Consider the following 14,230-nt stretch of genomic DNA (forward strand, 5'->3'; position numbering starts at 1 on the left):
CCGAGAGGAGTTGTCCCCTTTGACAGCCGCCGCCTGGATGAAAAAAACGTTACGGCTTACGCTGGCGTTTGCCGCTCTGTTCCTGTTTCTTTCCCATTGGACCATGCTTGCGGAGAAGGCCGACGCCCTCAAGCGCCGGATCGCATCAATCGATTTGAAAACGGGTTCGGTGCCCGCCCCGCGCCTGCAGGGCGAGGCCGCCTATCTGCTGGACGAGCGGACCGGAGCGATGCTGTACGGAAAAAACATCCATGAGCGGCTTTACCCGGCCAGCACAACGAAAATTTTGACGGCGCTCGTCGCCATCGAGAAAGGCAATCCGGACGATGTCGTCACGGTAGGCGACGAGGTTCGTCTGCGCGAGCCGGACGAAAGCTCGGCCGGACTCGTGGAGGGCGAGCAGATCAAGCTTCGCGACCTGCTGGCCGCGCTGCTGCTGCCGTCCGGCAACGATGCGGCGCGTACGGTCGCCCGGTATATCGCAACAATCGAAACCGGGAAAAACGTATCGGCCGAGGAAGGGATCCGCTATTTCGCCGGGCTGATGAACGAGAAGGCGCGCAGTCTCGGCGCGACCGAGTCGCATTTTGTCAATCCGCATGGACTGCAGGACCCGGACCATTATACGACGGCGCGCGATCTCGCCCTGATCGCCCGTGCCGGCAGGAGCAATCCGATGCTGCGGCAGATCGTCGCCGAAACGGCCCATACCGTCCGCACGCCGCAGGTGACGCAAACGTACGTGAACCGGAATCAGCTGCTTAACCGCAGCAGCGAATTTTACGACAAATCCGCAAGCGGCATGAAAACGGGCTTTACGAACGAAGCCGGCTATTGTCTTGTCGCCTCGGCGACACGCGGCGGCCGGAGCCTGATCGCCGTCGTGCTGCACTCGTCGGAGAACGGCGTCTGGAACGATGCGGAAAGGCTGCTCGAATACGGCTTTGCTTCAACCTGACTTAAGGCTTTGGTACGTTGCCGTTCTTTGCCCCGCCCGCTACAATGGAAGTAACGGGACGAAAGGGGAGCAGCGCTATGAAAAAAGCTGTCGTGCTTGCATTCCTGCTGCTGCTGTTGGCGGCGGGAGGAGGAACGGCGAGCGCCGACTGGGCGTTCGATTTTGTCGTTTTCAACGGCTCGATGTATCAAACGACCGGCGAATTCGTCGATTCGGCGATGATCGGACCGGTTATCGGGAAGGTGACGTCCTACTCGGATCAAGAAGGCGTCTACAGAGGCAATTTCTCCAATGCTTTTCCGGCCGGTACGGAATATTACCAAATCGCCGGCACGGCGGCAAAGGCGGCGCTGGCCGTAAAGACCGGGGAAGACCGGTTCGTGAAGGCCGTGTTTACAGGGCCTTACGGCGGCTCCCGGGCATCCTCCCCGCAAACAGGCCCGATGATCGGCGCGGCCATGAAAAGGCCGAGCGGACTGAACGATTACCGGCTCTGGTTCGGCTTGGCCGGCGGCGTGCTGGTGCTGCTGATTCTTATCGGCTTTTTCCGCAAAAAATAGGTTCGGATGACCGGAGAAGCCGATCCGCATTTCGGCGAATGTGAAATTTTTTAAAGGATTCCTAACTTTTATTGATTTCATCGGAAGCGTTCCCATCCTATAATGAGCTTGTAACCGATAGATTCGGATGATCAAGTCGAAATCCTGGCACGTATGCATGCAGGATAACATTTTTTTCGTGGGAGGTTACGATGAACGAAGCGGTTAAGCTCGAAAAGGCTTGTACGGACATGGAAGAATATCTTTTCGACCTCAGGGGGTATCTCATTCTCGAGAACGCCCTGACGCCCGAGCAGCTGGCAGCATGCAACGCGACCTACGATGAACTCGAACAATTCGGATCCCGTCTTGAAGAACCGATCGGCTGGATGGGGAATGTGAGGGTACGCAAAAACACCGGCCAGCAGGAGCTGTTTCTGTCGCAGCTCTATGAGGCCGGGCCTGTATGGGAAGAGCTGATCGATCATCCGTCGTGGTTCGAGAAGGTCAAGCATTTTATCGGAACTGACGATCCTCAGAACTTTGACGGCCATCACGGTCCCATGTTCATCGACGAAAACTTCGGCACCATCAGGGGGAAAGACGGCGCGATCCGCCTCCATTCCGGAGGCGATGTCGGCACCATTCGAACGCAGTTCCGCTACCATGCCGGTAAATTTCACTGCGGGCAGATCAATATTTTGATGGCGCTTACGGACATCGGTCCCGGCGACGGAGCGACGATGGTCGTGCCGGGCAGCCACAAGTCCAATATCCGGCATCCGCAGGCCGTTAACATTGGGGATGAAAATAAGCAGTATTCAAGCGTCGATGACGTCGAAGGGGCGATCGAATGCCATCTTAAAGCAGGCGATGCTTTAATGTTTGTGGATGCGATTGCCCACGGGTCGGCTCGCCGCGTGAATGAAGGAAACCGGCGGATCGCGGTTTATCGGTACGGCCCTTCTTGGGGGTTTTTCCGCGGCCCCCTTTGGCCAAGCGACGAGCTGCTGGAGCGTACGACACCGCAGCGCCGTCAGATTCTGATGCCGCACCCGATACCTCAGCGTCCGCCGCAGCGTTAGCTTGGCGCTTTCTTCGTCGAGCGTGCCGAAATACTCTGCAGGCGCAAGGCTCTGCCGGGTATCGATCTCGCGATAGCTTAAAACAAACCGAAAATCGGCGGTTCCACAAGCGGCGTTGTACAAACAGCGCCGTTTGTGTTTTTGAATAGCGGACGTTACGGATTGTTGCCGTGCTGCTTGTTCGGAAGCTTGGCCGAAGGCGTGCCTTTGCCGTAATGCTCCCGGTTTTTCTCGTCCTTACGCTGGGTTTTCTTCACGTGTTCCACGAATTCCCCCGTATCCATCGGCTCGTTTGCCACGATCATTCATCCTTTCTCACTGATAATTATTATCATTCATGGGTATACTGCGGAACAGAGAAGAACGACGGGCAGTCTTTTTGCGGAAGACTGCCCGGCCGGTGAAGCTAAGCTTTCGGTTCGAACGTTTTGCAATCCGTTTCTTCGGAATGACTCGCCTGCTTGCCGTGATGACTGACGACATAAATCGACTTCGCGTTGCATTCGTTGCCGGGAGCCCAATATTTGCAGGAATTGACTTCGCACAGTACGTCCTTCGCCATGGCTCTTCACCTCCGTTCTGCTCTTAGCATGGTCGTTTTGCCTTTCTTTTTATACTTTGCGGTCGTCGGCCAAGCCGGGTCATAACGAACGCCGGCGATACAAAAGGCTCCGGCCGCTGCGTGCGGCCGGAGCTTTATTGCGCCGCCAAGCGATTAAGCTCAGCTTCGCCAGTCAGGAGCGGGAACGGATTTCCTGGCGCATGAACAGCACGTAGGAAATGCCGAAGCAAATGATCGTCGCGGCGACGAGCCCGACGATCTGCGGCCAGCAGAGGAGCAGGCTCTGGCCGAGGGGAAGCGGGCTTGCGATCGCCCCCACGACCTGCTCCTGCGTCAGCGGGCCGAGCGAACGGACCGACGGCGTCAGCAGCGTGCCCGTCGCCTCGGTGAACAAATACGCCGGCGACAGCCGGTTCAGGAACAGCATCATATTGGCATGCCGCAGCAGGACGGGCAGCGGGGCGTTGTCGTCCGGGGCGGTCGCGTTGTCGATCAGTCCCGTAATCATGGTGTAGAAGACGGAGAAGAAAATCCACAGCGCAATGCCCGAAAGCGCGGATGTCGCGGCCTGGCGGAAGCGAATCGAGAACAGAAGCGATAGGTTAAGCCAGAAGCCGACGTAGAAAACCGCAACCAGAATGAACAAGATGACGCGCACCACTTCCTCGGGGGTCGGCGGGTACCCGATCGTATATAACCCGAGCCCCATCACGAGAAAGCCCAGCGCAAACAGCACGACGGCGATCAGCAGCAGCGACGCGATAAATTTGGCGAGAATAAAATCGTCCCGGTAAACGGGCTGCGACAGCAGCCGGCTCAGCGTCCCTTTGTTCCGTTCGGAATTGACCGCGTCGAAGCCGAGCGCGATGCCCATAAGCGGACCGAGAAACGAGACGAACGTCGTAAAGGTCGGCAGTGTACCGTCGGAAGCGGTGAACATCTGCAGAAACAGGAAGCTCGTATCCGTCTGGTCCGTTTTGACACCCGCCCGGAGCGCCGTAACGGCGGCATAGATCGAGCCGATGCAGGCGAGGGTAATAATGCCGATCAGGATGCCGAACCGCCAGCTGCGCATATGGTCCCCGAATTCCTTCTGCACCATGATCCAGAACGGGGACACGATCCGGCGGTCCCGCCGCAGCTCCTCTTCGCCCGCGGGGATGCCGTCCCCGCGGCGCCCGAAGCGGGATTCCGACAGCCGCTTCAGCCAGCCGTTAAGTCCTGCCGTTGTTTCGCTCAAGCTTGCCGCCTCCTTCGAAATACCGGTGGTAAATATCGTCCAGGCCGTACTGCCTGCGCCGGACCGAATACAGCTGCGCGCCGCTGTCGATGGCGGCTTTGGCCGCCTCCGACGTCAGATCGCGGCTGCAGACGAGCACGGCGGCGGACGCATCGCCTGGATTCCCGGCCGCGTCCGGCCCGCGGAATTCGAGCACGCCGTCCAGTTCGGCCAGCTCACGGGATAAAGCAGGGGTCCAGCCGGAAGCCTCCAGCTCGACTGTAATCGTGCCTTCGTCGTCCAGCTGCTCTGCCAGCGACTTGATATCCCCGGAGGCAATCAGCTCGCCCTGGACGAACAAGCCGACGCGGTCGCAAATTTGCTGCACCTGGTGGAGATGGTGCGATGAGAGCAGCACGGTCAGGCCTTCGTGCCGGCTTAGGTCGTTGATAAGCTGCAGCAGCTCGCGCACCCCTTCGGGGTCGATGCCGAGCGTCGGTTCGTCGAGTATGATAACCTCCGGGCGCTTGATCAGCACATCGGCGATGCCGAGCCGCTGCCGCATGCCGCGCGAGAACTGGCCGACCCTCTTGTCCAGCGCGTCGGACAGCCCGACCCTGTCCAGCAGCTGAAGCGCCTGGTCATGAGCATCGTCCGGCGGAATCCGGTTCAATCGGGCGGTGAAGACGAGGTTGTCGAGCGCGGTCCGGTCCTCGTAGAAGCCGACGTCGTCGGGCATATACCCGACCCGCCGCTTCACCTGCAGCGGCGCTCTCGCCGGGTCGAGCCCGCAGACGCGGGCGGTGCCCGAGGTCGGCTCCGTCAGGCCGAGCATCATCAGAATCGTCGTCGTTTTTCCGGCGCCGTTCGGTCCGAGCAGCCCGAAAATTTCGCCTTTCGCGATCGATAAATTCAATCCTTTGACGGCGGTCTGCTCGCCGTATTTTTTTGTCAGCCTTTTCAGCTCGATGATCGGCTGCTCCACCTTTACCGCCTCCCGTATTTGCGGAACAGGTAGTAGATGCCGGCAATGACGGCGAGAATGATCAGGATGCCGACCCAGCCCCAGAGGACCGACGATTTGACGGCGACGCGGATTTGCGCATCCGCCGTTTTCTCCGGAGCCGTGGCCGTCATGCCGACGACGTAGTCGCCTGCCAGCGCCTTCTTGTCCGCTTTGATGGTCGCCTGCACGTGAGCCGTGGCGCCGGCTGCGATCGTGTTGACGGTCGACGGCTCGAACGACACTTCCCAGCCGGTCGGGCTGTCCGCCGACATGCTGACGTTATCCAGCGAGGCCGAGCCCGTATTCGTCAGGACGAGGTCGAGCTTGCGCGTCGAGCCTGCGGTGACGTCGGTGCTCAGCAAATCGTTCGACGTGCTCAGCTTCAGATCGTAAGTACCGGTGACGACCGCTTCGACGGTCGTTTTGGCGGAGGTGGAGTTGTTTGACGCTGAAAGCGGAATTTTGTACGTTCCCGCCTTTACCGAATCCGGCGGTTTGACGCTGACGCTGATCGACGTCTCGCCGTTCGCGTCGACATCGACCGAGGTGACGCTGTTGCTGCCGCTCGTAAAGGTGACGTCCCAGCCCGGCTGCGCCTGCGCTGCAAGCGCGTAGGTCTGCTTTTCCGCGGTCCGGTTGCGCAGCGTTGCGGTATACGTGAACGTCGAGTCGGAATGGCCTTGCATATTCGGCTGGTCCGTCGTCAGCTCCGTCCGGAACGTTCCCTGCTCGGAGACGTCGACGACGAGCGGCAGCGTGCTGTCCCCGGCACTGACCAGGAACTTGTAGGAGCCTTTGTTGATTTCAAGCGGCACGTTCAGATCCAGATTGACCGTCTGCGTATCGCCCGGCTTCACGGCGAGCTTGCTGACGGTCCTTCCGCCGGCGCTCAGGTCGTAGGTCCAATTGTTCCCTTCGGGATTAAAGCTGAGTCCGACATTTTGCGTAGCGCTTCCATGATTGATGATGTCGATGGAGTACGAAATGGAATCCCCCGGAGGAGCCGAAAGCTCCAGGTACGGCGTGTACAGCTCGACCGAGCTTGCGGCGTTGACCGGCGATGCGCCGATTCCGGCGACGCCGGTCACAAGCGCGAAACAGATTGCGAGCAGCCAAGCGAGACTTGGCTTGCGGCATGCACGAAGCATGCGAATCCCCTCCTGTTTGAATAAAATGGCGGCTGCGCTGCCGCAGCATACATAAACGGTACGGATGCCGGATGCGTTTGGATTTACGCTCGGCCAAAAATTTTTTGTTTTCGGTCCTCCGTTTTTTTGGTACAACGGTAATAGAGAGAAGGTTCGCGAAGAGGAAACGGACGAAAGGAGGGGGCAGCGTGAAGCAGCAAAATGACGGCATGTGCGGCGTGCTGCGCGACATGTGCGGCGGATCGGCGGCGGCGTTCGACTTGTTCTACGCCCGTTACGCGCCGCTCGTCATGCAGGTTGCGCTTCGCATGATCTCGGATAAAATGGAAGCCGAGGACGTCTGTCACGATGTCTTTATCGAGGTCCTGCGGCGCGGGGAAAGCTACGATCCTCTGCGCGGTTCGCTGGAGTCCTGGCTGGCGGTAATGACCCGCAGCCGCTGTCTCGACCGGATGCGGCGAAGCAAACGGGTGATGCCCGGCGAAATCGGCGAAAGACGGTCCGCGCCATCCGCCGATGCGGCGGAGGAGCTCGCGTTGTCGCATTTGCAGCAGCAGGCGGTGCGCGACGCGCTGCATGCGCTGCCGGAGCATCAGCGGCAGGCGGTCGTCGGCAGTTATTTTACTCCGCGGACGCAGCGAGAGCTGTCCTCGGCCTGGAACGTCCCGCTCGGAACGGTCAAATCGTGGGTCAGGTACGGCCTGAACAACATGCGCAAACAGCTGGAGAAGCGCGGTTGGGCGGCGGAAGCGGAGAACGGCGCGAAGGAGGCCCGAAGATGATCGGATCGGAAAAGACGCTTCAAGCGTGCAGACGGTTGTACCGTGAGGAAGATTGGATCGATTGGCTGCTCGGTCATAAATCGCCGGTCGAATTCGCGTCGATGCACGAGCATTTGTCCGTCTGCCCGCAATGCCGCAATACCGCCGCGGAATGGAGACCGCTGCTGCAGAACGCGGAAATGCCGGAAGCGTACGCGGAGCCTTCGGCCATCATGCCGTCCGAGTCGGTCCGCCGCAGCTTGCGCGCGCATGTCGCAACGCGGGGGCTGCTGAGGCGGCTGCACAGCGGCCTGTTCCGGCATAAAGGCTGGGCTGCAGGGCTAATCGCCGCCGCCGTCCTGCTGCTCTGCCTGACCGGACTGTTCCGGACGGTATATGTGCCGAAGGAGCAGCGGGACCTTTACGTCGCCGAGCATGAGCCGGACGCCGTTTCGTTTCTGAACGACCCCCGGACGGCGAGCTTCAGGGTGCAGTCGCTGAACGACGAGGTCGGCGACGGGTACGTCTGGTTCAACGACAGCTCGCGCGAGGTGTTCGTGCTGCTGGAGGGCGTGCTGCCGAGCGACAGCCATGTGCTGCAGGCGTGGGCGGTGAACGGCTCCGGCCATGCGAATTTGGGGTTGCTGCGTCACGACGAAGTGAGCAAAGCGCACTTTTATTTCAAAGGCGACGAGCTGGCGAAGGTGGACAATATCGCTTTGACGGTCGAGCCGAGCGGCGGCAGCCGCATGCCGACATCGCCGGATGCGATCGTGTTTCGGCTGCAGCATCATTAGCGGCTTCGGCAGCCGCAGTGGCGGAGCACGGCAGCCTGTAAGCGAGTAAAGAAGGAGGCGCAATGCATGTCAAGCGAATCGGGCGGTCAGGATAGCTTTCCGAAATCGTTCGGGTTTCCGGCGCTCGAAACGCCGAGGCTGAGGCTGCGCCGGCTGTCGGCTTCCGACGCCCCCGCGGTGTTCCGGTATATGTCGCAGGAGATCGTCATGCGCTATTACGACCTGCCGGTTTTCCGAAACTTATACGAAGCGGAACGGATCATCGGCCATTGGAACAGGCGGTTCGAGGATGGCGAAGGGATTCGATGGGCTCTCGAGCTGAAGGAAAGCGGAGGCATGATCGGCACCTGCGGCTTCCATAATTGGCAGCGGGAGCACTGCAGGGCGGAACTCGGTTACGAGCTGTCTCCCGATCATTGGGCGCGCGGCTATATGGCCGAAGCGCTGCAGGCCGTCATCCGCTTCGGCTTCGGCGCGATGCGCCTTAACCGGATCGAGGCGTATACGGAGCCTGAGAACGTCGCTTCGATCAAGCTGCTGCTGAAGTCGGGCCTTGTGAAGGAAGGGCTGCTGCGCGAAATCTTTTTCGAGAAAAACCGGTTCTTCGATGCGGTCGTTTTTTCGCTGTTGAGAAGCGAGTACGAGGAAGGCGGGGACTTTCCGGCTCAAAATTAATGACCTTAATTATTAATCAGGCAAATTATATTTATTTGCGGCGGGATGCGCTTCGGGCAGAAATATATGGTACGATCATGTTGAAAAATGTATGCGCTTTCGAAACCAGCATTGAAAGAGGTGCGCTTGCGATGAGAGATATCGTTCCCAATGCATCGCGTGTAAACGTTCCGTTAGCCGCCCCGTCCGCCCTGCCGCGAATTTCCGGTTTGCCGGACCCGTTCCGGTTTATGGACGGGACGCAGGTTTCCGGCGAAGCCGGCTGGAACCGCCGCCGCGAAGAGCTCAAAGTGCTGATTCAGCGGTACGAATACGGGTGGCTTCCGCCGGCGCCGGACAAAGTAACCGCGAGCGTGAACGGCAAGCTGCTCACCGTGACGATCGCCGCCGGCGTGAAAGAGGCGTCGTTCCAGGCCGAAGTGACGCTTCCCGCCGGATGCGGTGAGCCCTGCCCGGCCTTCATCCATACGGGGCGGCTGGACGCCGGCATTTTCCTATCCCGCGGGTATGCGCTTGTCGAATTCAAGCCGGGCGACGTAGCCGCCGACAAAAAAGACGTCCGCGCCGGCGCGTTCTACGAGCTGTATCCGGAGGCGGACGCCGGAGCGCTGATCGCCTGGGCGTGGGGCTTTCACCGGGTAATCGACGCGCTCGAAGCGGTGCCGCAAATCGACCGGAACCGGATTGCCGTTACCGGGCATTCGCGCTTCGGCAAAGCGGCGCTGGTCTCCGGCGTTTTCGATTCGCGCGTCGCCGTTACGATTCCGGCTTCCTCCGGCTTGTCGGGCGCCGCCAATTACCGCTGCTTCTACGAGGAGGGCGGGGCAAACGAGAAAATCGAGAACATATACAATTACGCGCCGCATTGGTTCACGCCGCTGCACGGCGAATTCGTCGGCCATGCGGACCGGCTGCCGTTCGATCAGCACGAGGTGATGGCGCTTGTCGCTCCCCGGGCGCTGCTGATCACCGAAGGGACCGAGGATTATTGGACCAACCCGCAGGGAACCGGCCTCTCCTACCGGGCGGCGAAGCGCGTCTACGACTTTCTGGGCGCCGCGGACCGGATCGGTATTGCCTACCGGGAAGGCGGACACGGCATGACAACGGAAGATTTCACCGCCATGGCCGATTTTGCAGACAAGCAGTTCGGGCGCAGCGAAGGCGCGGCCTCCGGCCGGGATTTCGACCGGGTGCCCTACCCGGAAGAACCGGAAGCCATGAATTGGCCGAGCGTTTGATCTGAACCGGGCTGCGCGGTCCGGAGCTTGCCGCTGCCGTTCCTTACGCCCTCCGCAAGGAATGCAAGGCTTGTCCTGCGGACCGTTGAAACCTTCGCCGCGTGCCGGCTTCGGCCGCGCGTCGAAGGTTTTTCGTTTTTTCCGCTTCCGGTGTATGAAGATAGGGCGATAGCGGGCGTTTTCAGCCGTTCGCCGGCAAGGCGAAGGACAGCGGAGGAACAACTAGCCGATATCAAATACGTCCAGTTATTCAACGGTATCGTCCATTGAGCTTGGGCCTGTCATGCGCAATAATGTAGGCATGGTTTATTAACAGGAGAGAGGATGAAGTCGTTTGCGGAAAGTGAAAATCGGCTTGATCGGCTGCGGCCGCATCAGTCACATTTATTTGAAGAACTGCACCGAAACGTTCCAGCATATCCTCGAGGTGCGCGCCTGCGCCGATCTCGTTCCGGAGCTTGCGTCGCAGCGGGCCGAAGAGTTCGGCATTCCGAACGTGTATACGGTGGACGAGCTGCTCGCCGATCCGGAGATTGAAATCGTCCTGAATTTAACGGCGCCGGCCGCTCATGCTTCGCTGAATCTGAAAGCGCTTCAAGCCGGCAAGCACGTTTATACCGAGAAGCCTTTCGCGCTGACGCGCGAGGATGCCGACGAGGTGCTCGCCCTTGCCGAAGCGAAGGGGCTGCGGGTCGGCTGCGCGCCGGATACCTTTTTCGGCTCCGGCCTGCAGACGTGCATCAAGCTGATCGACGACGGCTGGATCGGCCAGCCGTATGCGTCTTCGGGCACGATCATCATGGGCAACGCTTCGGGCGGCATGCACCCGAATTTTCAAAATTTCCTGAAGCTCGGCGGCGATCCCGTCATGGATATGTGCCCCTATTATTTGACGGCGCTGATTGCGATGCTCGGTCCCGTGCGCCGCGTTTCCGGCTCCGCGCAGCAGCTTCGCAAGGAAGTGACGGTGCTGAACCCGAAATCGGCCCGCTTCGGCGACACGGTCCCGGTCGAAGCGCCGACGAACGTGTCGGCGACGCTCGATTTTGAAAACGGCGCCGTTGCCAGCCTGCAGGCGGCGAAGGAGAGCTTCGGCTATATGCCCCGGATGGAAATTTTTGGAACGGAGGGCAATTTGTCGGTTCCCGATCCGAACTTCTTTTTCGGGCCGATCGCAATCCAATTCGCAAACGGCGGATCGAAGGAAATTCCGATGCTGCCGGGCTTCCAGACCGACACCCGCGGAGCCGGCGTGGCGGACATGGCTTACGCGATTCAATCCGGCAGACAGCACCGCGCAAGCGGCAAGCTGGCCCGCCATGTGCTCGATATTTCGCTCGGTATTTTCGAATCGTCGGCGCAGGAGCGCCATATCCAGATCGAATCCCGCGCGGATCGTCCGGCTCCGCTGCCGCTGGGGCTCAAATACAACATGCTCGACGCGTAAGCGCCGCAATGATTTCACGGACGAAAGGATGATCGAGACGCTATGAAACGATTTCCGATCGGCCTGCAGCCCTATACGATTCGCGAGGAGCTGGGCAGAGATTACACCGGTTCGATTGAAAGAGCCGCTCAAATCGGGTTTACGGGCATCGAGCTCGGCCGCCCGCCGGAAGGAATGACGGTGGCGGAGCAGAAGGCGCTTCTGGACCGGGTCGGCCTCCGGGTGATCGGCTCGCACGGCCCATTCAACAATCTGGATTTCAGCGTCGGCGAGCTGGCCGATTATTTAGAAGAGGTCGGCGGCCAATATATCTCCGTCTCGCTGCGCTTCGAGTCGCTGGACGATCTGCTTCGCAAGGCGGAGACGCTGAACAGGCACGGCGAAGCGGCAAGAAGCCGGGGCATTCAGCTGCTGTACCATAATCACAACTGGGAATTCGAACGGTTTGGCGGCGAATATGCGCTTGATCTGCTGCTGCGCGAAACGGATCCGGCGCTCGTGCATATGGAGATGGATACGTATTGGGTGAAACGCGGCGGAGAGGATCCCGCCGATTTCATCCGCAGCCGTCTGTCCGGCCGCTGCCCGCTGCTGCACATCAAGGATGTGGAGGCCGGCGAGGAGCAATTTTTCGCGGAAATCGGCGAGGGCATCCTCGACTTTGAAGCGATTTTCCGGGCGGCCGAGGAGGCGGGCACGAAATGGCTGATCGTCGAGCAGGACGCCAGCCGCCGGCCCGCGTTCGAAAGCCTGTCGATCAGCTACGGGAATTTAAGCCGCATGAACGTCATCGAACGACCTTAAAGAAAAGAGGGAGTCCGCTTGCTGCCATTCATTACGGTTGCCGGAGACGTGGTCAAAAAAGCGGGGACGGGGCTCGGTCCGAGACAGATTCACGATTACGAGCTGCTTTATTTTCCAGACGGCGGAAAAAGCGTTTACAAGGTCGGCGACAAGGCGTATACCTTAGACGAACCGAGCTTTATCGTGACCCGGCCGGGCGAGCATCATGTGTACGAATACGATCCGCTGCAGCCGTCGAGACATTTGTTTATCCATTTCGAATACAACCCTGCGAGCAGGTCCGATTCGCCGCTGCGCATTTTGGAGCCGGGCGGGCCGTCCGTCATTCCGGTGAAGGGGGAGCTTCCGGTCGGCATGATGAAGCAGATCCTTTACGTCGCGTATGCGAATTCGGACCGTCTGCAGCAGCGGGGAAGCGCGCTTCTGCTCGCGCTGCTCGAGGAGATCGACGGGCTGTGCGCGGGCGAGCCGAAGAACGGGCAGCCGGACCGGATGCCGCCGCAGATCGTCAAAGCGCTCGACTTTATCGACAAGCATCTGGAGCAGCCGATTACGATCGATTCGATCGCGCAGAAGGTCGGCTGGTCGCACGAGCATTTCTCGCGCTCCTTCGTCCGCTATCTCGGCCGGACACCGCGCGAGATGGTCGTGCAGCGCAGGATCGAACGGGCGTGCCAACTCCTCCTGTATGGCGAGAACAGCATCAAGAACGTCGCCTACGCCGTCGGCTTTGCCGACGAAAATTATTTTTGCCGCGTATTCAAGACAGTGAAAGGCATTACGGCGTCGAAATACCGCAAAAAATATTTTAATCCGTACTATAAGGATCTCTATCCGGTCAGCGAGAGCGATTCCCTGTACCCGCCGAACCGGATTCTGTACATCGCAGGCGCGAATTAATCGTAAGGAGTGAGGTAATGGAGCAGGCAAAGCTGCGCGCCGGGCTGATCGGCTACGGCTATGCGGGCCGGACGTTCCACGCCCCAGTAATGACGGCCGTTCCGGGCATCGCGCTCGTCAAGGTGGTCGAACGGCGGACCGAAGCATCCAAAGAACGTTATCCGTGGGTGCAGATCGCGCGCGACGTGAAGGAGCTGTACGAGGATCCTCTGATCGATCTCGTCGTTGTCACGACGCCGAGCACGGATCATTATACGTTTGTGAAGGACGCGCTTGCGGCGGGCAAGCACGTCGTCGTCGAGAAGCCGTTCACGACGACGTCGGAGGAAGCCGGCGAGCTGATCGCACTCGCGCGCGAGAAAGGTCTTACCCTCAGCGTTTTTCATAACCGGCGCTGGGACGGCGATTTCCTGACCGTGCAGAACGTGGTCCGGCAGGGGCTGATCGGCGATATTACCGAGGCCGAGCTGCGCTGGGAGCGCTATTTTCCGGTGACGAATCCGGGACGCTGGCGGGACAACGGCGAGAAGGGCTCGGGCACGCTGTACGATCTTGGGGTTCATTTTATCGATCAGGCGCTCACTTTGTTCGGCATGCCGCAGACGGTGACGGCGCACGTGGGCAAACAGCGGGAGGGAGCCGTATCCGACGACTCGTTTGACGTGACGCTCGGCTTCGCAAGCGGCCTGAGAGCCAGACTCCGTTCGTCGATGCTCGTCCGCGAGCCTGGCCCGCGATACGCGCTGCACGGCACGAAGGGCAGCTTCGTCAAATACGGCTACGACCCTCAGGAAGCTGCGCTCCGGAACGGACAAACGCCGGCCGAGCCGAATTGGGGCGTGGAGCCGGAAAGCGAATGGGGCGTGCTGAATACGACGCTTGGCGGCAATCTGCACGTGACGGGCCGGATCGAGACGATCCGCGGATCGTATGCGGACTATTACCGGAACGTATACGATCATATCGTGAACGGGAGCGAGCTTGCCGTGCGGCCGGAGCAGGCGCGCGACGCGATCCGGGTCATCGAGCTCGCGCTAAAGAGCGTCGCGGAAGGGCGGACGGTCGAAACCGCCGCTCAAAACTAGACA

Annotated in this window: 16 protein-coding genes; 11 read left to right on the plus strand and 5 right to left on the minus strand. The window is 60.0% G+C overall.

Annotated elements, in window-relative coordinates; translation table 11 throughout:
* The first annotated feature begins 19 nt into the window (after positions 1-19).
* From PD282_RS11180 to PD282_RS11190, 3 genes are all read left to right on the plus strand, one after another.
* Complete coding sequence (locus PD282_RS11180; RefSeq protein WP_274650761.1) at positions 20-958, plus strand: D-alanyl-D-alanine carboxypeptidase family protein; 939 nt, start codon at positions 20-22, stop codon at positions 956-958.
* 77 nt (positions 959-1,035) lie between these two features.
* Positions 1,036-1,518 carry a hypothetical protein gene (locus PD282_RS11185; RefSeq protein ID WP_274650762.1) on the plus strand — a complete coding sequence of 161 codons (483 nt, stop codon included), beginning with the start codon at positions 1,036-1,038 and terminating at the stop codon, positions 1,516-1,518.
* 191 nt (positions 1,519-1,709) lie between these two features.
* A complete protein-coding gene (locus tag PD282_RS11190) occupies positions 1,710-2,582 on the plus strand; it encodes a phytanoyl-CoA dioxygenase family protein (protein WP_274650763.1) in 873 nt (290 codons plus the stop codon).
* A gap of 155 nt (positions 2,583-2,737) precedes the next feature.
* Here PD282_RS11190 and PD282_RS11195 read toward each other — a convergent pair whose 3' ends face one another.
* The 5 genes from PD282_RS11195 to PD282_RS11215 form a co-directional block, all read right to left on the minus strand.
* Positions 2,738-2,881: a DUF4023 domain-containing protein gene (locus PD282_RS11195; RefSeq protein WP_420832285.1), complete on the minus strand. Its 144-nt coding sequence runs from the start codon at positions 2,879-2,881 to the stop codon at positions 2,738-2,740.
* 107 nt (positions 2,882-2,988) lie between these two features.
* Positions 2,989-3,144: a DUF1540 domain-containing protein gene (locus PD282_RS11200; RefSeq protein WP_274650764.1), complete on the minus strand. Its 156-nt coding sequence runs from the start codon at positions 3,142-3,144 to the stop codon at positions 2,989-2,991.
* Positions 3,145-3,316: 172 nt separating this feature from the next.
* Positions 3,317-4,384, minus strand: a complete 1,068-nt coding sequence (locus tag PD282_RS11205; protein WP_420832286.1) for an ABC transporter permease — start codon at positions 4,382-4,384, stop codon at positions 3,317-3,319.
* A complete protein-coding gene (locus tag PD282_RS11210) occupies positions 4,359-5,348 on the minus strand; it encodes an ABC transporter ATP-binding protein (RefSeq protein WP_274650765.1) in 990 nt (329 codons plus the stop codon). The genes PD282_RS11205 and PD282_RS11210 overlap by 26 nt, the downstream gene beginning before the upstream one ends.
* A gap of 2 nt (positions 5,349-5,350) precedes the next feature.
* Positions 5,351-6,517, minus strand: a complete 1,167-nt coding sequence (locus tag PD282_RS11215; RefSeq protein WP_274650766.1) for a COG1470 family protein — start codon at positions 6,515-6,517, stop codon at positions 5,351-5,353.
* Positions 6,518-6,705: 188 nt separating this feature from the next.
* On the opposite strand from PD282_RS11215, the gene PD282_RS11220 reads away from it, so the two are divergent.
* The 8 genes from PD282_RS11220 to PD282_RS11255 all read left to right on the plus strand — a co-directional run bounded on the left by PD282_RS11220 (position 6,706) and on the right by PD282_RS11255 (position 14,227).
* Positions 6,706-7,299 carry a sigma-70 family RNA polymerase sigma factor gene (locus PD282_RS11220; protein ID WP_274650767.1) on the plus strand — a complete coding sequence of 198 codons (594 nt, stop codon included), beginning with the start codon at positions 6,706-6,708 and terminating at the stop codon, positions 7,297-7,299.
* On the plus strand, positions 7,296-8,075 hold the full coding sequence (locus PD282_RS11225) for an anti-sigma factor (protein WP_274650768.1): 780 nt from the start codon (positions 7,296-7,298) through the stop codon (positions 8,073-8,075). The genes PD282_RS11220 and PD282_RS11225 overlap by 4 nt, the downstream gene beginning before the upstream one ends.
* A gap of 66 nt (positions 8,076-8,141) precedes the next feature.
* Complete coding sequence (locus PD282_RS11230) at positions 8,142-8,750, plus strand: GNAT family N-acetyltransferase (protein WP_274650769.1); 609 nt, start codon at positions 8,142-8,144, stop codon at positions 8,748-8,750.
* Between the two features lie 131 nt (positions 8,751-8,881).
* Positions 8,882-9,991, plus strand: a complete 1,110-nt coding sequence (locus PD282_RS11235; protein ID WP_274650770.1) for an alpha/beta hydrolase family protein — start codon at positions 8,882-8,884, stop codon at positions 9,989-9,991.
* Positions 9,992-10,334: 343 nt separating this feature from the next.
* A complete protein-coding gene (locus PD282_RS11240) occupies positions 10,335-11,438 on the plus strand; it encodes a Gfo/Idh/MocA family protein (protein WP_274655166.1) in 1,104 nt (367 codons plus the stop codon).
* 42 nt (positions 11,439-11,480) lie between these two features.
* On the plus strand, positions 11,481-12,242 hold the full coding sequence (locus tag PD282_RS11245) for a sugar phosphate isomerase/epimerase family protein (protein WP_274650771.1): 762 nt from the start codon (positions 11,481-11,483) through the stop codon (positions 12,240-12,242).
* A gap of 18 nt (positions 12,243-12,260) precedes the next feature.
* Positions 12,261-13,142, plus strand: a complete 882-nt coding sequence (locus tag PD282_RS11250; protein WP_274650772.1) for an AraC family transcriptional regulator — start codon at positions 12,261-12,263, stop codon at positions 13,140-13,142.
* Between the two features lie 17 nt (positions 13,143-13,159).
* Positions 13,160-14,227, plus strand: coding sequence for a Gfo/Idh/MocA family oxidoreductase (locus PD282_RS11255; protein WP_274650773.1), 1,068 nt, complete (start codon positions 13,160-13,162; stop codon positions 14,225-14,227).
* Positions 14,228-14,230: the final 3 nt, after the last annotated feature.

Source organism: Paenibacillus humicola (genome assembly GCF_028826105.1).
Lineage (GTDB): Bacteria > Bacillota > Bacilli > Paenibacillales > Paenibacillaceae > Paenibacillus_Z > Paenibacillus_Z humicola.

Coding starts and splice junctions, on each gene's coding strand:
- PD282_RS11185 (WP_274650762.1), top strand. CDS start 1,036: ATGAAAAAAGCTGTCGTGCTTGCATTCCTGCTGCTGCTGTTGGCGGCG.
- PD282_RS11255 (WP_274650773.1), top strand. CDS start 13,160: ATGGAGCAGGCAAAGCTGCGCGCCGGGCTGATCGGCTACGGCTATGCG.
- PD282_RS11215 (WP_274650766.1), bottom strand. CDS start 6,517: ATGCTTCGTGCATGCCGCAAGCCAAGTCTCGCTTGGCTGCTCGCAATC.
- PD282_RS11200 (WP_274650764.1), bottom strand. CDS start 3,144: ATGGCGAAGGACGTACTGTGCGAAGTCAATTCCTGCAAATATTGGGCT.
- PD282_RS11225 (WP_274650768.1), top strand. CDS start 7,296: ATGATCGGATCGGAAAAGACGCTTCAAGCGTGCAGACGGTTGTACCGT.
- PD282_RS11235 (WP_274650770.1), top strand. CDS start 8,882: ATGAGAGATATCGTTCCCAATGCATCGCGTGTAAACGTTCCGTTAGCC.
- PD282_RS11230 (WP_274650769.1), top strand. CDS start 8,142: ATGTCAAGCGAATCGGGCGGTCAGGATAGCTTTCCGAAATCGTTCGGG.
- PD282_RS11190 (WP_274650763.1), top strand. CDS start 1,710: ATGAACGAAGCGGTTAAGCTCGAAAAGGCTTGTACGGACATGGAAGAA.
- PD282_RS11245 (WP_274650771.1), top strand. CDS start 11,481: ATGAAACGATTTCCGATCGGCCTGCAGCCCTATACGATTCGCGAGGAG.